21 protein-coding genes are annotated in these 22,944 nt (G+C 71.8%); 11 read left to right on the top strand and 10 right to left on the bottom strand.

What is annotated here, in order from left to right:
• Positions 1 to 4: 4 nt before the first annotated feature.
• The 3 genes from RGI145_RS20070 to RGI145_RS20060 are packed head-to-tail and all read right to left on the bottom strand — an operon-like array spanning position 5 to position 3,876.
• Positions 5 to 1,504 carry an AMP-binding protein gene (locus tag RGI145_RS20070; protein WP_075800318.1) on the bottom strand — a complete coding sequence of 500 codons (1,500 nt, stop codon included), beginning with the start codon at positions 1,502 to 1,504 and terminating at the stop codon, positions 5 to 7.
• 37 nt (positions 1,505 to 1,541) lie between these two features.
• A complete protein-coding gene (locus RGI145_RS20065) occupies positions 1,542 to 2,375 on the bottom strand; it encodes a p-hydroxycinnamoyl CoA hydratase/lyase (RefSeq protein ID WP_075800317.1) in 834 nt (277 codons plus the stop codon).
• 40 nt (positions 2,376 to 2,415) lie between these two features.
• Complete coding sequence (locus RGI145_RS20060) at positions 2,416 to 3,876, bottom strand: aldehyde dehydrogenase (protein WP_208864030.1); 1,461 nt, start codon at positions 3,874 to 3,876, stop codon at positions 2,416 to 2,418.
• Between the two features lie 90 nt (positions 3,877 to 3,966).
• On the opposite strand from RGI145_RS20060, the gene RGI145_RS20055 reads away from it, so the two are divergent.
• The 4 genes from RGI145_RS20055 to RGI145_RS20040 all read left to right on the top strand — a co-directional run bounded on the left by RGI145_RS20055 (position 3,967) and on the right by RGI145_RS20040 (position 8,008).
• Positions 3,967 to 4,449 (top strand): MarR family winged helix-turn-helix transcriptional regulator, encoded by a 483-nt coding sequence (locus RGI145_RS20055; protein WP_075800316.1) that lies wholly within the window; start codon positions 3,967 to 3,969, stop codon positions 4,447 to 4,449.
• A gap of 69 nt (positions 4,450 to 4,518) precedes the next feature.
• Complete coding sequence (gene mhpT, locus RGI145_RS20050; RefSeq protein WP_075800315.1) at positions 4,519 to 5,745, top strand: 3-(3-hydroxy-phenyl)propionate transporter MhpT; 1,227 nt, start codon at positions 4,519 to 4,521, stop codon at positions 5,743 to 5,745.
• A 15-nt stretch (positions 5,746 to 5,760) separates the two neighbouring features.
• The gene (locus RGI145_RS20045) at positions 5,761 to 6,345 is read left to right on the top strand and encodes a DUF3237 domain-containing protein (RefSeq protein WP_237183337.1); all 585 of its coding nucleotides are present in this window, start codon (positions 5,761 to 5,763) and stop codon (positions 6,343 to 6,345) included.
• 4 nt (positions 6,346 to 6,349) lie between these two features.
• Positions 6,350 to 8,008 (top strand): tannase/feruloyl esterase family alpha/beta hydrolase, encoded by a 1,659-nt coding sequence (locus RGI145_RS20040; protein ID WP_075800313.1) that lies wholly within the window; start codon positions 6,350 to 6,352, stop codon positions 8,006 to 8,008.
• A 66-nt stretch (positions 8,009 to 8,074) separates the two neighbouring features.
• Here RGI145_RS20040 and RGI145_RS20035 read toward each other — a convergent pair whose 3' ends face one another.
• Both RGI145_RS20035 and RGI145_RS20030 read right to left on the bottom strand, forming a co-directional pair.
• On the bottom strand, positions 8,075 to 9,361 hold the full coding sequence (locus RGI145_RS20035) for an MFS transporter (RefSeq protein ID WP_075800312.1): 1,287 nt from the start codon (positions 9,359 to 9,361) through the stop codon (positions 8,075 to 8,077).
• Positions 9,362 to 9,542: 181 nt separating this feature from the next.
• Positions 9,543 to 10,739: a citrate synthase family protein gene (locus RGI145_RS20030; protein WP_237183336.1), complete on the bottom strand. Its 1,197-nt coding sequence runs from the start codon at positions 10,737 to 10,739 to the stop codon at positions 9,543 to 9,545.
• A gap of 45 nt (positions 10,740 to 10,784) precedes the next feature.
• Here RGI145_RS20030 and RGI145_RS20025 point away from each other — a divergent pair, with 45 nt between their 5' ends.
• From RGI145_RS20025 to RGI145_RS20005, 5 genes are all read left to right on the top strand, one after another.
• Positions 10,785 to 11,852: a DUF2332 domain-containing protein gene (locus tag RGI145_RS20025; protein WP_075800311.1), complete on the top strand. Its 1,068-nt coding sequence runs from the start codon at positions 10,785 to 10,787 to the stop codon at positions 11,850 to 11,852.
• Between the two features lie 107 nt (positions 11,853 to 11,959).
• Positions 11,960 to 12,334, top strand: coding sequence for a DUF2946 family protein (locus RGI145_RS25230; protein ID WP_075800310.1), 375 nt, complete (start codon positions 11,960 to 11,962; stop codon positions 12,332 to 12,334).
• Positions 12,335 to 12,512: 178 nt separating this feature from the next.
• A complete protein-coding gene (locus tag RGI145_RS20015; protein ID WP_075800309.1) occupies positions 12,513 to 12,983 on the top strand; it encodes a copper chaperone PCu(A)C in 471 nt (156 codons plus the stop codon).
• Positions 12,984 to 13,017: 34 nt separating this feature from the next.
• On the top strand, positions 13,018 to 13,518 hold the full coding sequence (locus RGI145_RS20010) for a YcnI family copper-binding membrane protein (RefSeq protein ID WP_075800308.1): 501 nt from the start codon (positions 13,018 to 13,020) through the stop codon (positions 13,516 to 13,518).
• Positions 13,519 to 13,528: 10 nt separating this feature from the next.
• Complete coding sequence (locus RGI145_RS20005) at positions 13,529 to 15,124, top strand: copper resistance CopC/CopD family protein (RefSeq protein ID WP_075800307.1); 1,596 nt, start codon at positions 13,529 to 13,531, stop codon at positions 15,122 to 15,124.
• Positions 15,125 to 15,153: 29 nt separating this feature from the next.
• Here RGI145_RS20005 and RGI145_RS20000 read toward each other — a convergent pair whose 3' ends face one another.
• A complete protein-coding gene (locus RGI145_RS20000; protein ID WP_075800306.1) occupies positions 15,154 to 15,825 on the bottom strand; it encodes a potassium channel family protein in 672 nt (223 codons plus the stop codon).
• A complete protein-coding gene (locus tag RGI145_RS19995; RefSeq protein ID WP_083671230.1) occupies positions 15,818 to 17,236 on the bottom strand; it encodes a TrkH family potassium uptake protein in 1,419 nt (472 codons plus the stop codon). Before RGI145_RS19995 ends, RGI145_RS20000 begins: the two co-directional genes overlap by 8 nt.
• A 154-nt stretch (positions 17,237 to 17,390) precedes the next feature.
• On the opposite strand from RGI145_RS19995, the gene RGI145_RS25480 reads away from it, so the two are divergent.
• Positions 17,391 to 17,630, top strand: coding sequence for a hypothetical protein (locus tag RGI145_RS25480; protein WP_075800305.1), 240 nt, complete (start codon positions 17,391 to 17,393; stop codon positions 17,628 to 17,630).
• 448 nt (positions 17,631 to 18,078) lie between these two features.
• A complete protein-coding gene (locus RGI145_RS25475) occupies positions 18,079 to 18,591 on the top strand; it encodes a GrpB family protein (RefSeq protein WP_167668380.1) in 513 nt (170 codons plus the stop codon).
• Between the two features lie 564 nt (positions 18,592 to 19,155).
• On the opposite strand, the gene RGI145_RS19980 is transcribed toward RGI145_RS25475, so the two are convergent.
• From RGI145_RS19980 to coxB, 3 genes are read right to left on the bottom strand one after another with little or no spacing between them, the layout of a single operon-like run.
• Complete coding sequence (locus tag RGI145_RS19980; protein WP_075800303.1) at positions 19,156 to 19,536, bottom strand: hypothetical protein; 381 nt, start codon at positions 19,534 to 19,536, stop codon at positions 19,156 to 19,158.
• Positions 19,533 to 22,094 (bottom strand): cytochrome c oxidase subunit I, encoded by a 2,562-nt coding sequence (ctaD, locus tag RGI145_RS19975; protein WP_075800302.1) that lies wholly within the window; start codon positions 22,092 to 22,094, stop codon positions 19,533 to 19,535. Before ctaD ends, RGI145_RS19980 begins: the two co-directional genes overlap by 4 nt.
• On the bottom strand, positions 22,091 to 22,936 hold the full coding sequence (gene coxB / locus RGI145_RS19970) for a cytochrome c oxidase subunit II (protein WP_075800301.1): 846 nt from the start codon (positions 22,934 to 22,936) through the stop codon (positions 22,091 to 22,093). Before coxB ends, ctaD begins: the two co-directional genes overlap by 4 nt.
• Between the last annotated feature and the right edge of the window lie 8 nt (positions 22,937 to 22,944).

Below are 22,944 nucleotides of genomic sequence, written 5' to 3'. Positions count from 1 at the left end.
CCCATCAGCCGGCATCCCGGCGCAGCACGTGCTTCTGCAGCTTCCCCGAGGCCGTGCGCGGCAGGCTTTCCACCACGATGAACTCCTTGGGGATCTTGTAGCGGGCGAGCCGTGACTCGCAGTGCGCGATCAGGCTCTGCGCGGGGATGTCGCCCCGCCCCGCCCGGGGCACGATGAAGGCGCGCCCCACCTCCCCCCAGGTCGCATCCGCCACGCCGAGCACCGCGGCCTCCTGCACGTCCGGATGCTCGCCGAGCGCGATCTCGACCTCCGCCGGATAGACGTTCTCGCCGCCCGAGATGAACATGTCCTTGCGGCGGTCCACCAGGGTGACATAGCCGTCCGCGTCGCGACGGCCGATATCGCCCGTGCGGAACCACCCGTCTCCGGTGAAGGCACGCCGCGTCTCTTCCGGCCGGTTCCAGTAGCCGGGCGTGATGCTCGGGCCGGACAGCAGCAGCTCGCCCGCTTCCCCGGCCGGCACGTCCCGCCCGGCCTCGTCCACGAGGCGGCACTCGATCATGGGCGCGGGCAGGCCGGCCGCGCCGGCCTTCGCGGCGATCAGCCCGGGTTCGATCGGCATGCCCAGCACCGTACCGGCCTCGGTCATGCCGAAGCCATCCACCATGGGCACGCCCTGTTCCAGCCACCAGCGGATATCCGCCGCGGGGTTCGGGGCGCCGCCGGTAAACAGCGCGGTGAGCGTGCGCCAGCGGCCGGGGTCGAAATTCGCCTGCTCGCGCAGCCGCTTCGCCATCTGTGGGACGCAGAAGTAATGCGTGGCCCCCAGCGCCGGGTCGCCCAGCCGGTCATTGGTGGCGGCGGGGTCGAAGCCGGATGAGATCAGCATCGAGCCGCCCGCCAGCAACGGCGCGCGGAAGCTGGTGATCAGGCCGATGACATGGAACATCGGGGAGTCGCAGAGAAAGACGCTGCGATGGCTGACACGCCCCAGCACGCCGAAATTCACCGCCGTGGCCATGGCGTTGGCCTCGGTGATGATGACACCCTTCGGACGGCCGGAGGTGCCGGAGGTGTAGAGGATGATCGACGGCGCCCCGGCATCCGGCAGGGGCGCCGGATCGGCCGGTGGGCTGTCCTCCGCCCAGGCGACCAGTTCCGCCAGCGGGAGGGTGCGTCCATCCGGCAGGGGAATGGCGCCTTCGTCGCTGTCATGCACCAGCAAGGAGGGCTCGCAATCCGCGAGGATCGCCTCCAGCTCCGGCCGCGACAGGCGCCAGTTCAGCGGCACGAAGATCAGTCCGCGGCGCAGGCAGGCCTGTTGCAGGATCACCAGATCGGCGCTGTTGCGCGCCAGAACCGCCACGCGCTGCCCGGCCGAGAGGCCGAGCCGCGTGGCGAGCACCGTGGCCATGCGCTGGATCGCCGTGTGCAGCGCCGCATAGGTCCAGTGCCGGCCGGTGGCGAGGTCGGTGCAGGCGGGACGGTCCGGCTGCAGGCGCGCATGCAGCGCCACCGGATCCGGTGAAGCCCGGAGAGGCATGGATCGGTCTCCCTCGTTTCCCTGGACGGCCCGTTGCTCAGGCTTCGCCGCGGCTCTTGTCATAGGCGCCGAGGCCGGGCTTGTAGCTCTTCTCGTCGATGAACTGCCGGATGCCTTCCTTGCGGCCGGTGTTGTCGTGGAAGTTCGCGGCCTCCTGGGCGCGGACGAGATAATCCTCCGCATTCTCGTAGGTCATCTCGGAGACGCGCCGGATCGCATCCTTGGTCGCCTTCAGCGCCACCGGGTTCTTCTTCAGCAGCGTATGCGCCACCTCCGTGACGCGCTCGCGAAGCTGCGCCAGCGGCACGCTCTCGTTCACGAGCTTCCACTCGGCGGCCTTGCGCCCGTCGATCAGCTCGCCGGTCAGGGCATGGTACATGGCGTCGCGGAAGGACAGCAGGTCCACCACCACCTTGGTGGCGCCGCCGCCCGGCAGGATGCCCCAGTTGATCTCCGACAGCGCGAACTTCGCCTCGTCCGCGGCGAAGGCGAGATCGCAGGCGAAGAGCGGGCCATAGCCGCCGCCGAAGCACCAGCCGTTGACCATGGCGATGGTCGGCTTCTGGTACCAGCGCAGCCGGCGCCACCAGCCATAGGACTCCCGCTGCGAGCGCCGCACGGCACCGAGCCCCTGCGCCTCCGTCTCGCGGAAATACTCCTTCAGGTCCATGCCCGCCGACCAGGCCGTGCCCTCGCCGCTCAGGACCAGCACGCCGACATCGTCGCGGAACTCCAGCTCGTCGAGAACCTCCATCATCCGGCGGTTCAGCGCAGGGCTCATGCAGTTGCGCTTCTCCGGGCGGTTGAAGCGCACCCAGGCGATGCCGTCCTCGACATCGAAGGCCACCGTGCTGCCGTGTTGCTGTTCCATGGCAGTCTTTCTCCTCGTGAATGTCAGATCGGGGTGAGTGTCAGATCGGGAAATTGCCGGGCTGGGTCTCGACGGTGATCCAGCGCAGCTCCGTGAACTCGGCGATTCCGGCCTTGCCGCCGAAGCGGCCATAGCCCGAGGCCCCCGTGCCGCCGAAGGGCATCTGCGCCTCGTCATGCACGGTGGCGCCGTTGATATGGCAGATGCCGCTGCGGATGCGGCGCGCGACGCGCAGGCCGCGCGCCGTGTCCCGCGTGAAGACCGCCGCGGAAAGCCCGTACTCGCTGTCATTGGCGAGGCGGACCGCATCCTCCTCGTCCTTCGCGCGCAGCACGGCGACAACCGGCCCGAAGCTCTCCTCGGCATAGAGCTTCATGCCGCTGGTCACGCCGTCCACCACCGTGGCCGGCATCAGCACGCCCTCGGCCTCGCCGCCGGTGAGCCGGCGCGCACCCTGCGCGACCGCATCCTGCACCAGCGCCTGCACATGCTCGACCGTCCGCCGGTCCACCACCGCGCCCAGCGGCGCCCGGCCCTCGCGCGGATCGCCGGCCACCAGCGTCGCGGCCTTGGCGCGGAACTTCTCCAGGAAGGCCTCGGCCACGGATTCCACCACGATGATCCGCTCGGTGGACATGCAGATCTGGCCCTGGTTGAAGAAGGCGCCGAAGGCCGCGGCCTTCACCGCCTCGTCCAGGTCGGCATCCTCCAGCACCAGCAGCGGCGCCTTGCCGCCCAGTTCGAGCAGGACGGGCTTCAGGTTGCGCGCGGCACGCTCGGCGATGATGCGGCCGACCTTGGTGGAACCGGTGAAGTTGATGCGCCGCACGGCGGGATGGTCGATCAGCGCGCCGACCACCTCCCCCGCATCCTCCGGCGCGTTGGTGACGAGGTTGACGGTGCCCGGGGGCATGCCGGCCTCCTCCAGCGCCTCGACGATCAGCGCATGGGTGCGCGGGCAGGTCTCGGAGGCCTTCAGCACCACCGTATTGCCGCAGGCCAGCGGCGTGGCGATGGCGCGCGTGGCCAGGATCACCGGCGCGTTCCAGGGCGCGATGCCCAGCACCACGCCCGCCGGCTCGCGGATCGCCATGGACAGGCAGCCCGGCTTGTCGGACGGGATCACCTCGCCCGCCACCTGCGTCGTCAGCGCCGCCGCCTCGCGCAGCATCCCGGCGGCGAGCATGACATTGAAGCGCGCCCAGCTTTCCGTCGCGCCGGTCTCCTCCATCATCGCCGTGACGAACTCCGCGGCCTTCGCGGCCACGGCATCCGCGGATTTCAGCAGCAGCAGGCGGCGGGCGTTCGGCCCCATCCCGGCCCAGTCCGGCAGGGCCTTCGCGGCGGCCTCGGCGGCCTCCCGGGCCTCCGCCGCCTGCGCGGCCACGGCACGCGTCGCCGCCTCTCCGGTCACCGGGTTGCGCCGCTCGAACCACCGCCCGTCGGCGGCCTGCCTCTTCTCGCCTGCGATCCGCAGGAACACGGCGTCATTGCGCTGCATCTCGACCTCCCCGTAGCCACCAAACCCAATAGTTATGTCTCATAACATTTTCGCCTTGACAAGCACCGATTGCGGATCGCCTCATGGGCCATGGCTGGAATCACGGATCGCAAGCGCGGCAAGGCCGCGGCACAGGCAGGGCGGGAGGGCGAGCGGCTCGGGGAGCTGATCGGCTACAACCTGCGCCGTGCCTCGGCCTTCGCACTCAACGACTTCGTGGTGGAATTCGCGGATATCGGCCTGCGCCCGGTGACCTACGGCATGCTGTCCACCATCGCGGAGCATCCCGGCATCACCGCGACGGAGCTCTGCCGCCGCCTCGGCATGAAGCGCGCCAACATGGTGCCGCTGATCAACGAGATGGAGGAGCAAGGCCTGGTCGAGCGCGTGGCGCATGAGGAGGACAGGCGCAGCCAGCTCCTCTTCCTCACCACGGCCGCGAAAACCGCCATGCCCCGGATCCGCGCCCGGATCCGGCAGCACGAGGGCCGTTTTCTGCATCGCCTGACGGAAGCGGAGCAGGCCGTCCTGCTCGACCTGCTGCAGCGCATCTGGAAGGACGACGAAGACTAGGCGGTTCCGAGACGGGACCGCAGGGGACGGGCAGCCGCGCACCGGACTGCCCGGATAAGGGAAGGAAACATGGACAAGACACTCTCCGGGGCCCCGGACCGACGGGCCCTCTGGCTGTGCTTTCTCGCCGCGATGATCGAGGGCTTCGACATCCAGGCCGCCGGCGTGGCGGCACCGAAGCTGGCACCGGCCCTGGGGCTGACGCCGGCCCAGATGGGCATGTTCTTCTCGGCGGCGACCTTCGGGCTGATCTTCGGCGCGATCGCCGGCGGCCGCATCGCCGACCGCTTCGGGCGCCGCATGGGCCTGGTGCTCGCCCTGCTGGCCTTCGGCGTCTTCTCGATCGCCACCGCCTTCGTCAGCGGCTTCACGGAACTCGCGGTGCTGCGCTTCCTGACCGGCGTGGGCCTGGGCGGCGCCCTGCCCAACCTCGTCGCCATCGCCGCCGAGGCCGCCCCGCCGGAGCGTCGCGGCTCCGCCGTGGCCGTGATGTATGCGGGCATCCCGCTGGGCGGCGCCGTCGCCAGCCTGGTTCCCCTCGTCGGCCTGCATGGCGGCTGGCAGGAAGTCTTCCTGATCGGCGGCATCCTGCCCCTCGCCATCATCCCCGCTCTGCTCGCCCTGCTGCCCGACCTGCGTGTTCCGGCGGTCACGGCGGCCGATACGGCGCGCACGGCCGGCGCGATGCGGCAGATCGTCGGCCCGGGGATGCTGGTCTCCACGCTCTCGCTGTGGATCGGCTTCTTCTTCTCCCTGCTGGTGCTCTACCTGCTGCTCAACTGGCTGCCGGCCCTGCTGGTCTCGCGCGGCTTCAGCCCGGCGCAGGCCGGGATCGTGCAGATCGCCTTCAACGTCGCCGGTTCCGCCGGCAGCCTGCTGACGGGCCGCGCGCTGGACAGCACGCGCCGCCGCAGCACCGTGGCCGCCGCCTTCGGCGCGCTGGTCCTCGCCCTGGCGCTGCTGGCGATGCTGCCGGCGAACCTGCCGCTGACGATCCTGGCCGGCGCCTTCACCGGGGCCGCCGTGATCGCGGTGCAGGCGATCCTCTATGGCCTGGCGCCGCAATGCTATCCGGCGGCGGTGCGGGGCACCGGCGTCGGGCTGGCCGTGGCCGCCGGGCGGCTGGGCTCGGTCGCCGGGCCGCTGCTCGCGGGTGGCCTCGTGGCCTCCGGCCGTTCGCCGGGCGAGGTGCTCCTGGGCATCGTGCCGATCGCCATCCTGGGCGGCCTGTCCGCCTATGTCCTGGTGACGCGGCGGCCCTCGGCATCCCCGTTGCAGCCGGCCAGGGCGGCTTGAGTCATGGAGCAGGACATGCAGAACCCCATCCCCGGCCGCGAGGCGGCGCATGCGGCACCCGGCCGCCGGAACCTGCTGCTCGCCGCACTCGCGGGGGGCGGCATGGCCGCCACCCTGCCCGGTGCCGAGGCCAGGGCGGAGGACTACGTTTCCCTGGCGCCGCAGATCCCCATGGCGCCGCCCCGCACGGAGTTCGTCTACGAGGCGATCTGCGACCTCTCGCCCACCATGGCGCTCGGCAACGGCCCGCTGGGCGAGAGGCGGATGGTCCCGATCACCGGCGGCGAGTTCCGCGGCCCCCGGCTGCGCGGCAAGGTCCTCCCCGGCGGCGCGGACCGGCAGCTCGTGCGGCGGGATGGGGTGCGCCAGCTCAACGCCCTGTACGAGTTGCAGACGGAGGACGGCGCCGTCATCACCGTGAACAACCATGTCACGGTGGACGATCCGCCGGGCGGCCCGCGCTACGCCTTCTCCGTGCTGGACATCACCGCGCCGGAAGGCCCCCATGGCTGGCTGAACAAGGGGGTCTATGTCGGCACGCTCGACAGCCTGCGGCCGGCGCGCGCCGCCGTGCTGATCCGCGTCTTCAGGCTGGCCTGACGCCATGCGGATCGACACGACGCGCGGCCCGCTCGTCGCGGGGCTGGCGGTGGCGCTGCTGACGGCGCCCGCGGCCCTGGCCGCCGCGCCACGGGACTGCGCCGGTCTCACCGCCCTGGCCGGCCCCGACCTGCGGATCGCCCGCGTGGAGGCCCTGCCCGCCGGGCAGCTTCCCGCCGAGAACCCGGGTCGGGCCGCCCTCACCGGGGCGGCGCGCGCTCAGGCGGCCATGCCGGCGCATTGCCTCGTGGAAGGGATGATCGCGCCGCGCCAGGGCGTGGACCAGCGGCGCTACGGCATCGGCTTCCAGCTCCGCATGCCGGAGGACTGGAACGGCCGCTTCCTCTTCCAGGGCGGCGGCGGCATGGACGGAGTGGTCAGCGATGCCGTCGGGGCCATCCCGGTCGCGGGCGCGACGGCGGCACCGGCCCTGAACCGGGGCTATGCCGTCGTCTCGACGGATTCCGGCCACCAGGGCGCCGACAGCAGCGATGCCTCCTTCGGCGTCGATCAGCAGGCGCGGATCGACCACGCCTATGCCGCGATCGGCCGCGTGGCCGAAACGGCGCTCAACCTGATCGGCGCCTATGAGGGGCGGCCGCCCGAGCACCGCTACTACATGGGCTGCTCCAATGGCGGGCGGACGGCGCTGATGGCGGCGCAGCGCTTTCCCACCCTCTTCGACGGCGTGGTCGCGGGCAATCCGGGCTTCCGGCTGAGCCGCGCTGCCATCGCTCAGGCCTGGGACGTGCAGGCCCTGAACCGCGCCGCGCCACGCGACGAACAGGGCCGCCCGATCCTCGCCTCGGCGCTGACGCCGGAGGACCTGCAACTCGTCTCCCAGGGCGTGCTGAAGCAGTGCGACGCGCTGGACGGCCTGGCGGATGGCAGCATCGATGCGATGTCCGCCTGCCGCTTCGACCCCGCCACCCTGGCCTGCGGCGCGGGGCAGACCCAGTCCTGCCTCGCCCCGGCGAAGCTGGAAGCTCTGCGGAGCGTCTTCGGCGGCGCCCGGGACGGCCAGGGCCAGCCGCTCTACAGCACCTGGCCCTGGGATGCCGGGATCTCCGCGCCGGGTTGGCGCGCCTGGAAGCTCGGCACCTCCCCGACGGGCACCCCGAACGCCCGCAACGCCACCCTGGCCGCCGCCTCGCTGGGCCTGTACTTCATGACCCCGCCGAAGCCCGACCTGCGGCTGGAGGAAGTCGATTTCGGCCGCATCGCGGCACAGACGGCCCAGACGGCGGCGATCAACGACGCCACCGCCACGCTGCTGTCGAGCTTCGTGGCGCGCGGCGGCAAGCTGCTGGTCTTCCACGGCAACAGCGACCCGGTCTTCTCGGCGGACGACCTGCGCGCCTATTGGCGGGCGCTCGGCCAGGACAATGGCGGCGAGGCGGCCCTGTCCCGCTGGGCACGCCTGTTCATGGTTCCGGGCATGAACCATTGCGGCGGCGGCCCGGCCCTGGACGACTTCGATCCTCTCGCCGCGATCGAGGCCTGGGTCGAGACGGGAAAGGCACCGGAGGCCCTGCCGGCCAAGGGCCGCGCCTTTCCGGGACGCAGCCGCCCACTCTGCGCCTATCCCCTGGAAGCGCATTACAAGGGACAGGGCGATCCCCAGGACGGCAACAGCTTCGAGTGCCGTCCGCCCGCGCCCTGACACCCGGCCGGAGAAACTCGTGCCCGGCGCCGCAAACCGCGACGCCGGGCACGGGACCTGCTCCCGTCAGCCTCCGGCCGTGGCCGCTTTCCCGTGGCCAGGGACGACGACCTCCTCCGATACCTTCGGCGCCCATTCCGGCCGCAACAGGATCCAGGTCGTCGCCGCGCCGATCAGCAGGAAGACGAAGATCACCATCATCGGCAGCTCGTAGCCGCCGCTGACATGCAGCAGCCAGCCGGACAGGCTCGCCGCCACGCCACCGGCCAGGCTGGTGGCGACCTGCTGCACGCCGGTGACGAGGCCGACGGCCGGCTTGGGGATCAGGGTCAGGCGGCACAGGGCGAGGTTGTTCGCCGTGTTGAGCCCCAGGAAGGACAACGAGAACACGTTCCAGAACAGCGCCCATTGCAGCGTTTCCGCCCGCGCGCCCAGCAGCACGGTGGAAGCGCCGACAAAGCCCGCGGTGACGAAGGCCTTGCGCACGAAGACCGGATCGCCGCCACGCTCGATCAGCTTGTCGGCGGCCCAGCCGGCGGCCACGGCAACGATGGCGATGCCGGCGAAGCTGAAGAAGGTGTAGAGCCCCGATTCCTCAAGCGACAGGCCGCGCTGTTCCACCAGATAGGCCGGCATCCAGCTCATGCAGTAGAACGTGAAATAGCCGTAGCAGAAGTTGTTGATCATCGCGCCCCAGACGACCGGGCTCCTGATGATGTTGGCAAAGGGAACGGTGGAGCCTTTGGTCTGCGTGCCGGCCCGCTTCTCGGCGCTCGGCCAGTCGCTCCGGACCACCAGCAGCCAGGGGATCAGCCATACGACACCGGCGATGCCTGTCAGGATGAACATGGTTCGCCAGTCGTAGTTGACGATCAGCCAGGCCGCGGCCGGGGCGCCGATGGCGGGGCCGAGCTTGTTGCCCATGGAGAAGATGCCGACCGCGGTGCCGCTCCGCTTCTCGCTGAAGTTGTCCCGGATCCAGCGATAGCTGGCAGGCACCACGATGGCCTCCGCCGCGCCGATGGCCAGGCGCAGGAGCAGCAGGCTGCCGAAGGCGTCGGTCAGGCCGATCGCGGCCGTCGCGGCACACCACAGCGCGAAGCAGACGGTGTAGGGCCACTTCACGCCATAGCGGTCCACGACCCAGCCCATCGGAATCTGGACGAGCCCGTAGGACCAGAAGAAAGCCGAGTTCAGCCAGCCGCGATCGACGTTGGACAGGCCGAAGTGCCGGATGAAGGACTGGTCGGCCAGCGCGGAGGAAATGCTGGTCCGGTCCACGAAGGCGATCAGCACGCCGATCGCGAGCAGCACCAGCACCAGCCAGCGCGCGGCGGAGGAAAGCTCGGGCATGTTGCGAACCGATGAGGTTCTTTCGTTGGGTCGTGATGACGATGCCATCGGCCCCTCCCTGTTGGTTACTCGCGGCCCGGCCATCTTGCTGCGGCGGGATGGCCGGCCGGGTATTCGTTTTCGGTCGTGGCCATTCGTTTTCGGCCCCTGGCGCCCCCGGAATGGCCCCCAAGACCGGCCCTCAACCCCCGCCCCCGGCCCCCGGCCCGGCATAGAGGGCGCGCGGCCGGATCAGCCTTCCATCGGCGCGCTGCTCCAGCGCATGGGCGATCCATCCAACCGTCCGGCCGGTGGCGAAGATGCCCAGCCCGCCCCCCGGCGGCAGGGGGAGGCATTCCTCCATCAGCGCCAGGGCGACATCGACGGTCGGGCGGAGCCCCGTCAGGGTCTCGGCCGCTCGCATCATCTCCCGCCACGCTTCCGGGACCGGGAAACCTTCCAGCAGCGCCATGGCCCTCGGATCGCCCTGCGGATAGAGGCGGTGGCCGAAGCCCGGGATCTCCTCCCCCCGCGCGAGCCGGGCGCCGAGGGCCCTGACCGGATCGCGCCGCACCTCCGGGTCCGCCGCCAGGGCGCGGACGCGGTCGGTCATGCCGCCATGCCGGGGGCCGGACAGGGCGGCGAGGCCGGCCAGCACGCAGGCGGCCAGGGAGGCGCCCGTGGAGGCGACGACCCGCGCGGCATAGGCGGAGGCGTTCAGCTCATGGTCGGCGCAGAGCACCAGCGCCCGGCGCAGCAGCTCGCCCCCCCGGCCGTCGAGGCCCCAGGCGGCGGCCAGCCGGTCATGCGCGGCGCCTTCCCCTTTCCTGCTTTCCCCGGCCACCGCCTCCACCACGAGGCCCAGCAGCCGGGCCGCCCCCGCCGCGATCCGGGGCGGGTGCAGCGCCCAGTCGCTGCGGGCCGCCTCGGTGGCCACCGCCCGCAGCGCCCGTTCGAGCGGCCGTTCCCCCGCCGGGACAGGCCCCTCCGGCGGGGCGGCGGGCGCGACCGGGAAGCCCCAGAGCAGGGCGGCCGCCTCCTCCAGCGAGGCCCGCCGCGACAGGGCGACCGCATCCTGGCCGCGATAGCGGAACCCACCGCCATCGATCAGCGTCAGGGAGGAGCGCAGCACCGGCTCCCCCCAGTCGGTGGTGGAGGCCGCGATGTCCCGCCTCGCCCGGCCCCGTCCCCGCCGTTCCAGCAGCAGGGCCACGTCCTGCGCATCATAGAGGCTGCGCCGCGGATCGTCCGGCGCCGCGACGGCACGCACCAGGCCACGGCTCACATAGCTGTAGAGGGTCTGCCGCGAGACGCCGAGGCGCGCCGTGGCCTCCTGGGCAGTCAGATGGGGCGGGCCGGTCTCGGTGATGTTGATCATCTCGATCAAGATTGACGACAACCCGTGCCGCGATCCTCCTTGCCGCGTCAAGCGCAGGAGATGCGGATGCCCGAGACACCGCCGGAACGGGACAGGATCCTCGCCAGCTTCGCCAAACAGATCGGCTGGTGCGACAGCCTGGGCTCGCCCTTCACCGCCGGGCTGCTGCGCCTGCTTGCCGCCGATCTCGCCGCCGGCGGCCGCACGGCGGCGCTGCTGGGCCACTGGCCCGGCGACCCGGTGGCCGATGCGCTGCCGCTGCGGCTGGCGGGGGCGCTGCATGCGCTGGTGCTGGGCGGCGCGGCGCCGGAACTCGCCGCCGCCTATCCGCCCCGGGCGGAGGCAGGCCCGGAACGCCTCGCCCCGCTTCTGCCCAGTGTCCTGACAACCCATCATGCCTTCATCGAGGGCTTCCTGGCCTCCGCGCCGCAGACCAACGAGGTCGGACGATCCGGCGTGCTGCTCGGCGGATTCCTGCGGATCGCGCGGGATACCGGCCTGCCGCTGGACCTGCTGGAGATCGGCGCCAGCGCTGGCCTCAACACGGTCTGGGACCGCTTCCACTACCGTCTGGGCGGCGCGTCCTGGGGCGACCCGGCCAGCCCCGTGCATCTGGCTCCGGCCTGGGAGGGCGGCCTGCCGCCGCTGGATGCGCCGCTGCGCGTGGCGTCGCGCCGGGCCTGCGACCTTTCGCCGATCGACCTGGAGGACCTTGCCCAGCGCCTTCGCCTGCGCGCCTATGTCTGGGCGGACCAGCGCGAGCGCCTGGCCCGGCTGGACGGCGCCATCGCCGTGGCGCGGGCCGCCGGGCAGCGCGTGGAACGGGCCGACGCGGCCCCCTGGGTCCGGGAACGTCTGGCCGGAACGGCGGCCGGGCGCGCCACCGTCCTGTACCATTCCATCATGTGGCAATACATGCCCGGGGAAACGCGCGAGGACATTGCCGGAACGCTGCGGGAGCGCGGAGCGCGGGCCAGCCCGCAGGCACCGCTCGCCTGGCTGCGCTTCGAGCCGCCCACCCCCGAGGCCCGGCCGGAGCTGCGCCTGACCCTCTGGCCGGGCGGCATGGAGCGGCGGCTCGCCACCGCGCAGGCCCATGGCAGCCAGGTGGCCTGGCTGGACGGCACGGCGTGACGGGCGCGGCCCCCGGGCCGGGGAAAACGCGCCGAGTGCTGACGTCCGAACACCGGCCCTCGGGACGGTGACAAGGCCTGCCGCGGCTGATAGGGATACCGTCCCCCATGCGCCAGGCCCGCCGCCCTTTCCTGAGCCTTGTGGCCGTGCTGCTCCTCCTGCAGTGGTCGGCGGCGCTCCCGGCCTGCCTTCGCCCCTTCACCGGCACCGCCGCGGCGCAGCTCGTGGAGCTGTGCAGTCCTTCCGGCCCCCATCGCACCATCCTGGTGGGGCCGGACGGCCAGGAGGTTCCGAAGGCCAGCCCGCATCCGGGTTGCCCGATGTGCCACCACATGGGCGTCGTGCTCCCGCCGGCACCTCCGGCGGTCCTGCTCCAGCCCACCGGCTTCGCGGTGGTCACGCATGACGCCACCCGGCCCGGCCTGCCGCCGATCCCGCCCCGCGGCCCGCCGCAGCAACCCCGCGCCCCACCCATCGCCTGAACCCTGACATGGCCGCCGCCCGGGCTCTCCGCCCGTGCGGCCATTCGCCATGCGGGCCGCGCGGCCGGGTTCCTTTCCGGCCCGGCCCCGGCCCTCCGGCCTCCCCCTCATGCATCGCTGCCGCCCACCGGACATCCGGCCGGGCCAGTCTTCCGTCCACGCAAGGAACCCCCCCGTCATGGCGCCGTTTCGCCGCCGGCTGCTGCCGGCCCTGCTCCTCCCGCCCCTCCTGGCCACCCTTCCCGCCCTGGCACAGCAGCCGGGCACCATCGGCATCGAGCAGCCCTGGGCCCGGGCGGCGGTGCAGGGCGGCACGGGCGGCGTGTTCCTGACCATCCGGAACACCGGCACCGCGCCGGACCGCCTGCTCTCCGCCAGCAGCCCCCTGCCCCGCGCGGCGGAGCTGCACACCACGGTGCGCGACGGCGACGTCATGCGCATGCAGCCGGTCCAGGCCATCGAAATCCCGGCGGGCGGCAGCGTCACCCTGCGCCCCGGCGGCCTGCATCTCATGCTGGTCGGCCTCTCGGCCCCGATGCGGGTGGGCGAGGCCGTCCCTGTCACCCTGACCTTCGAACATGCCGGCGCCATCACCGTACAGGTGCCGGTGCAGGCGGCGGGTGCCACCGGCCCGCATGGCCATCACTGATCCCCCGCCACGCCCGACACCACGGAGACCGCCCATGCTCAACCGCTTCGCCGTCGCCTTCGGCGCCAGCCTCCTCGCCCTCCCGGCCGCCGCGCATGTGACGCTGGACCAGTCCGCCATGCCGGCGGACAGCTACCTCCGCGTGGCCATCCGCGTGCCGCATGGCTGCGACGGCGCGTCCACCACCGGCATCCGGGTGCAGATCCCCGAGGGCTTCCGCAACGTGAAGCCGATGCCCCTGGCCGGCTGGACCCTGACCACCGTGACCGAGGAAGGCACCGCCGCACCCGGAGGCCATGGCGAGAGCGCGCCGGTCCGGGAGGTCGCCTGGCGGGGCGGCAACCTGCCCGACGCCTTCTACCAGGAGTTCGTCCTGCGGGTGCAGACGCCGAAGGAACCCGGCCAGACGGTCTATTTCCCCATCGTGCAGGAATGCGAGGGCGGCAAGGTGACCCGCTGGATCGAGCGCCCCTCCGCATCCGGCGGGACGCTGCGCGCCCCGGCCTTCGCCGTCCGCATCACGCCCAAGGGCTGAGGCGGGACCTGTGCGCCGCCTGCTTCCGCTGCTCCTGCTGTGCGGCCTGTGGCTGGTGCCTCTTTCCGGTGCCTGGGGCCATGCCGCGCTGCTGGGCAGCGACCCGGCGGACGGCGCCAGCCTCGCGCAGCCGCCGGACCGGCTGGTGCTGCGCTTCGACGAGGCGGTGACCCCCCTCGACCTCCGGCTGGCGGGGCCGGGCGGCGTGACGGTCCTGTCCCACGGGACGGGACAGGACAGCGCCACCATCGGGGCGCCAATGCCCCCGCGGCTGCCCCCCGGCACCTACCTTGCCAGCTTCCGGATCATCTCCGCCGACGGGCACCCGGTCAGCGGCGCCATCGCCTTCGGCATCGGCATGGCACCGGAAGGGACCGCCACCGCCCCGGCCGAGGGGACGATCTGGACCGAGGCGGCGGAGATCCTGCGCTTCGCCCTGTATCTGGGCTTCATGCTCGGCGCGGGCGGCGCCCTGTTCCACGCCGCGATCGCGCCGCCGTCCGCGGCCATGCTCCGTTGGATGCAGGCCGGTGCCTGCGCCGGCATCCTGGCGGCGGTTCTCGGCATCGGAGTGCAGGGCGGCAGCATGCTGGCGGCCCCCGGCCCCGGCGCGCTCCTGCAGGGCGGGACCTGGATCGCCGCCCGGGCCTCCACCGTCTTCGCGCGGGACGCCACCGTGGCGCTCGGCCTCGCCCTGGTGGCGATCGCCCTCGGCGGCCGGGGCACTCGCCTCGCCCGTCTCCTCGGCTTGGCGGGCGCCGTCCTGGCGGCGGGCGGCCTGAGCCTGTCCGGCCATGCCGCCACAGGCGGCCTTCCGGCCCGCCTCCTGCTCACCCTCCATGCGCTGACGGCGGCCTTCTGGCTGGGGGCCTTCCTGCCCCTCTGGGCCCTGCTGCGCCGCGACGGGGCAGGCGCGTTGCCGGCGGTGCGGCGCTTCGCCACCATCGCCATCCCCGCCGTCGCCCTGCTGCTGCTGAGCGGCGTGACCCAGGCGGCGCTGCACCTGCCGGGCCCATCCGCCCTGCTGGAAACGACCTACGGGACGCTGCTGCTGGCGAAGGCCGGCGGCGCCCTGCTGCTGCTCGCCCTGGCCGGGCTGAACCACCGGCGCCTCACCCCGGCCCTGGCCCTCGGCCGCCCCTCCGCCCCCTCGTCCCTGCGCCGCAGCATCATGGCCGAGGCAGCGCTGGCGACGCTGGTCCTGGCCGCCACCGCCGTGCTGAGCATGACCTCCCCCCACCAGGCGGGAGCACAGGACCACCACCACGCCGCGCCGGAGGACGGCGTCACCGTCGCGACCGAGGTGGCGGGGCTTTCCGTCACCCTCCAGGCGAGGCCGGCCCGGGCCGGGCCGAACCGCATCGATCTCTGGCTGGCCCGCCCGGATGGCACCGCCTTCGCCGCGAAGGAAGTCTGGCTGGAGATGTCGCGGCCCGGGGCGGGCATCGCCGGCCTCCGCCGCCCGATGCGGGAGGAGGCGCCGGGGCGCTTCGTGCTGGAAGGACCGGAACTGGCCCTGCCCGGGGACTGGACCCTGCGCGCCGAGATCCTCCTCAGCGATTTCGAACAGGCCGATGCGGTGGTCAGCCTGCCGGTGGCGCCCTGACCCCATCGGGCGGGTATGCCCCCACCCGCTCAGGTCAGCGCGGCAAAGGCTTCCACCAGCTTCGTCGGGCCGGACACGATCAGCAGGTCCCCGGCCTCCACCCGCGTTTCCGGCCGGGCATAGGTGAAATCGGCCCCGCGCCGCTTCACGCCCACGATGGTGATGCCGTGCCGCGACCGCAGCGCGGATTCCTCCAGGGTCCGGCCCACCGCCTCGGCCGGGGCGCGGGTCTTCACGATGGCGAATCCGTCGTCGAACTCGATGAAGTCGATCATCTTGCCCGTCACCAGATGCGCCACGCGCTCGCCCATCGCCATCTCGGGATAGACGACGTGGTGCGCGCCCGTGCGCTCCAGGATGCGCCCGTGGTTGATGGTCAGCGCCTTGGCCCAGATCTGCGGGATGGCCATCTCGCTCAGCGCCAGCACCGTCAGAACGCTGGCCTCCAGGTTGGTGCCGATGCCCACCACGACATGCTGGAACTCCGCCACGCCCAGGCTGCGCAGCGTATCGGCATCGGTCGTGTCCGCCTGCACCACATGCGTCAGGTCGTCCGCCCAGCGCTGCACCAGCTCGGGGTCCTCGTCGATCCCCAGCACCTCATGCCCCGTGCGGATCAGCGACTGCGCCACGGCGCCGCCGAAACGGCCGAGCCCGATCACCACGACCCCCGCATCGGTCTTCACGGGATTCCTAGCCAACGATGGTGCGCTCCTCCGGATAGCGGTAGGTGGCCCGGGTGCCACGCAGCGCAAGGGCCGTGGCGATGGTCACCGTGCCCACCCGGCCCAGGAACATCAGCCCGGCCAGGATCACGAGCCCGGGCATGGGCAGGTCGGCGGAAACCCCCGCGGACAATCCGACCGTCGCCAGGGCGGACACCACCTCGAACAGCACCTTCTCCGTCGGCAGATCCGTCATCGACAGCAGCAGCAGCGTGGCGATGCTGACCACCCCGATCGCCAGCAGCGCGATCGTCAGCGCCTGCCGCAACAGGGATTCCGGCAGCCGCCGGCCGAAGACGTTGACATCGGGCGACCCCCGGACCTCCGCCCAGACGGCCAGGCCCAGCAGCATGAAGGTCGTCACCCGGATGCCGCCCGCCGTGCTGGCGCTGCCACCGCCGATCAGCATCAGCGCGCTGCTGAGAAGCAGCGTCTCCGGCCGCATCGCCGCGACATCCACGGTGTTGAAGCCGCCCGAGCGCGTCATCACCGCATGGAACAGGGCACCATGCACGCGCTCCGGCACGGACAGCCCCGCCAGCGTGGCCGGATTGCCCCATTCATAGGCCAGCACCCCCGCCCAGCCGAGCAGCAGCAGCGCGCCGCTGCCGATCAGGGTGAGCCGCGTGTGCAGGCTCCAGCGTTCCGGCGCCCACGGCGCGCGGCGCAGGTCATGGACCACCGGCACCCCGATCCCGCCCGCCAGCACCGCCAGCATCACCGGCCCCGTCACCGCGAGGTCCGAGCCGAAGCGCACGAGGCTGTCGCCATAGGTGGACAGACCCGCATTGGTATAGGCGGAGACCGCGTGGAAGACCCCGGTCCAGGCCGCCTCCCCCCATCCCATGCCATAGGCGAGGCGCAGCCGCAGGCAGAGCGTCCCCGCCACCAGCAACTCGGTCCCCAGCGTCATCGCCAGGACCAGCCGCAGGATCGCGGCCACATCCCCCGGCGCGATCACCTGCATCTCCGCCTGGGTCATGAGCCGCGAGGACAGCCGGATGCGCCGCCGGACCAGCAGGCCGAGCAGCGTCGCGCCCGTGAGGATGCCGAGCCCGCCCGCCTGCATCAGCAGCAGGATCACCACCTGCCCCGGAAAGGCCCAGTAGGTCGCCATGTCCACGACCGAGATGCCGGACAGGCTGGTGGCCGAGGTGGCCGTGAAGAGCGCGGTGACAAGCGGCGCCCCCTCCCCGCCGCTCCGCGCCGGGGGCAGCATCAGCAGCGCGGTGCCCAGCAGGATCACCACCAGGAAGGCGAGCGGGATCACCCGCGTCGGATGCCGCAGCATGCTGCCGAAGGCGTGCCGCGGCAGGGGCGCCGCGCGGAGCAGCGCCGGCGGCAGGCCGATATGAGAGGCACCGCCCTTCCCGCCGCGTGGTCGCAACCGTGAGCCTCCCCAGGACATGGCAAATCTCAGCTTGTTGACCAATCCGCCGCAGGGTCAAGCCAGGGACGGCGCCGCATCCCCGGCGCCCCGCCTTGACGCGATCGTCGCCGCTCGTCCAGGCTTCCCGCGCCAACGATAAGGAAACGATCGCATGACCGCCGTTCCGGATGTCGTCGAATACCCCACCCAGCCGACTGACTACCTGCCGCATGTCATCACGCGCTGCGTCGAGAAGGCCGGGAAGCTCGGCAGGCCGGTCCGCTTCGCGCTGCACGGCGCGGAGGTCACCGTCCGGCCCGGGCAGTCGGCCGACGAGGTGGATGCGGAGGTCCAGCGCCAATGGCGGGCGGCGAACACCCATCCCGTGCCGCAGGCGGCCTCTCCCGGCTGATCCGTCCCGTCGCGCGGACTGCCTCGTATGGCGGCCGCGCGATCGCGCCCCTGTCGCCACGGCCGCGCCGGCCAGGCCCGGACGGCCGTACCCGCCGAGGGCCAGTTCCCGCAGCGGCACGACCAACTCGGAATCCGGATCGGCGCCCACGACCGGCCCCCCTTCGGCCAACCGTGCGGATCGGCACGCCGTCGTTCTCCCGCGTGACCGTGACGTCCTGGTCGTGGCGTCCTCGGCCTTGTCCTCCCCGAAGCGGTTACGGCGGCACGGTCCCGCCATGCCGCCACCCGGGAGAAGCCCGCCCCTGCCCGGATTCCGGCAGCCCCGGATGTGCGCCAGGTCACAGCAGACCCGCCGCGCGCCATGCCAGTTTCCCCACCACATTGCCGGGATGATGAGGCTCCGGTGCCTGCTCGGCACCCGGGTCGGAACAAGGGGGCGAAGCCGCTTGCTGGGTTTGGACGATGGCCGCGTTTTCCTGGTGGGACATGACCCCATCTGGGCTTCGCTCTATGCCTCGGAGGAGCGGCTCATCCGCTCCGCGCTGCAGGGCCTGCTGGTGGATGTCCAGCATTTCGGAAGCACCTCGATCCCGGGCATCCGCGCGAAGCCGATCCTGGACCTGATGGTCGGGGTCCGTTGCCTTTCCATCGCCGACCGGTTCCGGCCCCTGTTCGACGGCATCGGCTACGAGTTTCAGGCCGGCCGTCAGGTTCCGGGCGGGGCGTTCTTCGCCAAGGGGATGCCGCGCACCCACCACCTCCACGTCGTGGAATGGAACGGCTGGAAATGGCGGCAGAACCTCGCCTTCCGCGACCGCCTTCGCAGCGCGCCCTGCCTCGCACGGTCCTACGAGGCGGAGAAGATGGCGCTGGCGAGCCGCTATCCGGGGGACCGGGCCTCCTATACAGCGGCGAAGGCCGATTTCATCAAACGCAGTATCGACGCCTCCACGCTTTGACACGAACGGCGGAACGCACCGGCCCATGGGCGCGCGAGGCTCCGGCGTCGCGCTCCATGGCCAGCCCCGTTCGAGAGGCCCCGCCCTCTCGCCAAGGCCGCGCGTCCAGCCACCGCCCGGATCGAGGCACGCCCCGCAAACGCCCCTTGCTTCCCGGACCTACCCCAGGATATAGGAATAAAATCAACACACCGCCACACGATCCGCCGACGCCTCCAGCAGCGCGTTCCGGGTCGATCCCCGGCCGGCCGAACATCGTCCAACCTCGCTCAACATGGGCGACAGCACAGAATCCCGCTACCACGCGTGGTTGGATGCCTTGCGCCTGTCCCGCCACGGCGTCACCGTGCCTGGAACATGTGTCTCGGCGGCACTCGCCCACCCCACGGACGGATAAAGGTCTAAATTCCTAAAACCCTAAAATGTTAAAATGCCGGAAACGGTCCGCATGCCGAAAGGCCCTGGCCCGTGAGGGCGGAGGAGCGGGCGGCGCGGGATCGTGACGTGCCTGAGGGTCCATGCATCCTGCTGTTCGCATGATGCCCTCGGGCCCGCATGGTCCGCTCAGGCGCAGACCGAGAGGCCCAGCACGGGCAGGCCCGTCCAGAGCGTGGCCACCAGCGCGGCCCCCGTGGCTGCCAGGGAGGCCAGGCCGAGGAAGCGCCAAGGGGAAGGCCAAGGGGAGGGCCCACCCCGCACCCCCCGGCCGGAACCGGGGGCGACGGATCGCCAGCACCACCAGAGCAGCAGCGCGAGCACAAGCAGATGCGCGGCGAGGATCAGCAGCAGCACGCCCCGGAGCAGGCTGAAGGGGCCGAGCGGCTCCTCGTCCCACCCCCAGGCGCATCCCAGCGACACGCCGCCATAGAGCGCGACGAAGGCGGAACCCCAGACCGCGAAGCCGCCCAGCAGCAGCAGGCCGGAACGGCGTCCGGAAGCACTCATGCACCGCCTCCGGCGTCCGGCAGGCCGCCCCAGCACAGGGCCATGGCCGCCAGCAGGGCCATGGCCCCGGTCATGGCGGTATAGTCGTGCCACAGGCGGCCGATCCGCAGATCCAGGCCACGCCGCGGCGAGAGGTAGCCCGCATAGCCGCGATACAGGCCGAAGCCAGCAAAGAGCAGGCCCAGCGCCGCGTGCAGCGCCGCATAGGCCAGCAGGGCGGCACCCAGCGCCCCCACGGCATGGGCCGTCGGGTCCGGCACCAGGCGCAGCAGCCGCAACAGCGCGGCCAGCGCCATACCATGGCCCAGCAGGGCCAGCAGCAGCCCGGCAGCACGCCCGGCGGTCCGGCCACGGGCATTCGCGGCGACGGCCCATCGCCCCCCCACGGCCGCCAGGGCCAGGGCGAGCAGGACGAGGCCCCCCGGCAACCACCCCCCGGTCGCCCGGCCCACGGAAAGCATGGCGGGTGGCGGCCAGTTCGGCGCGACCACATACAGGAAGGCAGCCCCGAAGAGCAGCGAGGCGAAGAGCGTCGCATCCGCCACCAGGGTGAAGCGCATCGCCCAGAGGGAGGGCGCGGAACCGCTTTCCGCATGCGGGGGCAGCATCAGCCCGCGCCCGGCAGGGATGGGGCCGCTGTCGCGCCGCGCGGCCGGGTCCGGCGTCCAGCACAGCAGCAGGATGACCGTCGCCAGCAGCCCCAGCGGCGCCAGCCAGTAGATGCCGAGAAGCAGCGCCACGAAGACCACGCCTGTGGCCAGGGCGGACCAGAGCGGCAGGAAGCTGGGCCGGGGCAGCACCACGATCTGCTCGGGCTTTCCGGTGGCGATCTCCACCGCCAGCGTTTCCTGGTGCCCTTGGCGGGCAAAAGGCAAATAGCCCTCCCCCGCCGCCAGCCTGCGGCCCAGATCCGGATCGTCGCGCAAGGGGGCACGCCCCGCCACTTCCGGCAGGGATGCGAAGGCATAGCTTGTGGCGGGGGTGGGCATGGCCCATTCCAGCGTTTCCGCCTCCCAGGGATTGCGGCGGAACCGCCGTCCGAAGCGGAACTGCAGCACCATGTCCAGCAGGAACAGGGCGAAGCCCATGGTGAGGATGAAGCCCCCAACCGAGGAGATCAGGTTCAGCCCCTCCCAGCCGATCCCGGCCTCATAGCTGTGGATGCGCCGGGGCATGCCGCGCAGCCCCGTCAGGTGCATCAGGAAGAAGGTCGCGTTGAAGCCCAGGAAGATCAGCCAGAAGGCCGCGACGCCCAGGCGCTGCACCGGCATCCGCCCGGTGACATGCGGCAGCCAGTAATAGGCGGCGCCCAGCATGGGGAAGATGAAGCCGCCCACCAGCACGTAGTGCAGATGCGCCACCACGAACTGCGTGTCGTGCACCTGCCAGTCGAAGGGCACGACGGCGAGCATCACGCCGGTCAGCCCGCCGCAGGTGAAGACGAAGAAGAAGCCCAGGATGTAGAGCATCGGCAGGGTCAGGCGCGGCCGGCCGCTCGCCAGCGTGCCGGTCCAGGCGAAGATCTGCACCGCCGTCGGCACCGCGACCAGCGTGCTGGCGGCGGAAAAGAAGGCCTGCGCCAGATGCGGGATGCCCACGGTGAACATGTGGTGCACCCAGAGGCCGAAGGAGAGGAAACCCACCGCCACCACGGCCACCACGATCCAGGTATAGCCGAGCAGCTCCCGCCGGGCGAAGACCGGCAGCATGGTGGAGATGGCGCCGGCGGCGGGCAGGAAGATGATATAGACCTCGGGATGGCCGAAGAGCCAGAAGAGGTGCTGCCACAGCAGCGGGTCGCCGCCGCGCGTCGGGTCGAAGAAAGGCAGGCCGATGGCGCGCTCCGCCTCCAGCAGCAGCGATCCCAGAATCAGCGGCGGGAAGCCGACCAGCATCATCCCCGCCGTCACCAGCAGGTACCAGGCATAGATCGGCATCCGGTCGAGCGACATGCCGGGCGCGCGCAGCTTCAGGATGGTGACGGTGATCTCCACCGCTGCCGAGACCGCCGAGATCTCGACGAAGGTGATGCCGAGCAGCCAGACATCCGCGTTGATGCCGGGCGTGTAGGGCTTCGAGGACAACGGCGTGTAGAGGAACCAGCCGCTGTCCGGCGCCACGCCGGCAAGCAGCGCCACGATCAGGATCGAGCCACCGAAGACATAGCACCAGTAGCCATAGGCGCCGAGGCGCGGAAAGGCCATGTCGCGCGCGCCGAGGATCTTCGGCAGGAGGTAGATCGCCAGCCCCTCGAACATCGGGATGGCGAAAAGGAACATCATCACCGTGCCGTGCATGGTGAAGACCTGGTTGTACACCTCCGGCCCCAGGAAGGCCGAGCGCGGCGTAGCGAGCTGCGCGCGGATCAGCATCGACAGCAGCCCGCCGATCGCGAAGAAGACGAAGGCGGTGACGATGAAGCGCTTGCCGATCACCGTATGGTTCACCGCCGACAGCGCGCCCCAGCCCTTCGGCGTCGCCCAGATGCGCTCCAGCTCCTTGTGCAGCCGGACCGGCGACGGACGGTTGCGTTCCGGCGGGTCTTCCCGCGCGATCACGGCGCCTGCCCTCCCTGGGTCTGGCCGTCCAGCCGCTGTCCGTCCGGCGACCGTCCGACCGGCACGGAACCTACCGCGTCCCTCCCCCCTGCATCCGGCTCCGGCGCCCCGCGTGGCAAGGCCGGCAGCGGCAGGCGGCTGGCGAGGCCGGCCAGGATGGCCTCGTATTCCTCCGCCGGATGCGCCTGCACCGCGAAGCGCATCTCCGCATGGAAGGTGCCGCAGAACTCTGCGCAGAGACCGTCATAGAGGCCGGGCTCCGTCGCCTGTAGGCGCAGGATGTTGGTATGGCCTGGGATGGCATCCATCTTTCCGCCCAGCCTCGGCACCCAGAAGCTGTGAATCACGTCTCCCCCGATCACATGGACATCCACCGGCCGCCCGGCGGGGATATGCAGCAGGCCGGCGGTCTCCATCCCCCCCTCCGGCCCCTGGACCGCCCTTGGGGCCTCGGGATAGGTGAATCGCCAGACCCATTGCTGCGGCCGCGCCTCCACCCGCAGCACGCCGGGCGTGCCCGGATGCGCCAGCAGCCTCTCGCCGCTCGCCAGGGCGAAGACCAGCAGCGCCGCCAGCACGAGGCCGGGCATCACGAGCCCGGCCCAGAACAGCCAGAGCCGCTCCCCGGTGCGCGCCGCGATGCCGGGCCGCAGGAAGGCCAGAAGCAGTAGCGCCATCACCAGAAGGAAAAGGAGCGCCGAGCCGCCCAGCATCACCCACCACAGCCGCGCCACCGAGGCCGCCATCGGCCCGGCGGGGTCGAGGGTGGAGAAGGGCCCGCCGCACCCCCCGGGGGCCAGCAGGAACGGCAGGAGGCCCGCGCGGCGAAACCCCCGTGCCACCGCGGACT

The organism is Roseomonas gilardii (assembly GCF_001941945.1).
Lineage (GTDB): Bacteria > Pseudomonadota > Alphaproteobacteria > Acetobacterales > Acetobacteraceae > Roseomonas.
This window is presented reverse-complemented; position numbering and strand designations above follow the sequence as displayed.

Coding starts and splice junctions, on each gene's coding strand:
- mhpT (WP_075800315.1), top strand. CDS start 4,519: ATGGACAAGACACTCTCCGGGGCCCCGGACCGACGGGCCCTCTGGCTG.
- RGI145_RS20055 (WP_075800316.1), top strand. CDS start 3,967: ATGGCTGGAATCACGGATCGCAAGCGCGGCAAGGCCGCGGCACAGGCA.
- RGI145_RS25230 (WP_075800310.1), top strand. CDS start 11,960: ATGCGCCAGGCCCGCCGCCCTTTCCTGAGCCTTGTGGCCGTGCTGCTC.
- RGI145_RS20045 (WP_237183337.1), top strand. CDS start 5,761: ATGCAGAACCCCATCCCCGGCCGCGAGGCGGCGCATGCGGCACCCGGC.
- RGI145_RS25480 (WP_075800305.1), top strand. CDS start 17,391: ATGACCGCCGTTCCGGATGTCGTCGAATACCCCACCCAGCCGACTGAC.
- RGI145_RS20015 (WP_075800309.1), top strand. CDS start 12,513: ATGGCGCCGTTTCGCCGCCGGCTGCTGCCGGCCCTGCTCCTCCCGCCC.
- RGI145_RS20035 (WP_075800312.1), bottom strand. CDS start 9,361: ATGCCCGAGCTTTCCTCCGCCGCGCGCTGGCTGGTGCTGGTGCTGCTC.
- RGI145_RS20040 (WP_075800313.1), top strand. CDS start 6,350: ATGCGGATCGACACGACGCGCGGCCCGCTCGTCGCGGGGCTGGCGGTG.
- RGI145_RS20010 (WP_075800308.1), top strand. CDS start 13,018: ATGCTCAACCGCTTCGCCGTCGCCTTCGGCGCCAGCCTCCTCGCCCTC.
- RGI145_RS19980 (WP_075800303.1), bottom strand. CDS start 19,536: ATGAGTGCTTCCGGACGCCGTTCCGGCCTGCTGCTGCTGGGCGGCTTC.
- RGI145_RS20070 (WP_075800318.1), bottom strand. CDS start 1,504: ATGCCTCTCCGGGCTTCACCGGATCCGGTGGCGCTGCATGCGCGCCTG.
- RGI145_RS20065 (WP_075800317.1), bottom strand. CDS start 2,375: ATGGAACAGCAACACGGCAGCACGGTGGCCTTCGATGTCGAGGACGGC.
- RGI145_RS20060 (WP_208864030.1), bottom strand. CDS start 3,876: ATGCAGCGCAATGACGCCGTGTTCCTGCGGATCGCAGGCGAGAAGAGG.
- RGI145_RS20025 (WP_075800311.1), top strand. CDS start 10,785: ATGCCCGAGACACCGCCGGAACGGGACAGGATCCTCGCCAGCTTCGCC.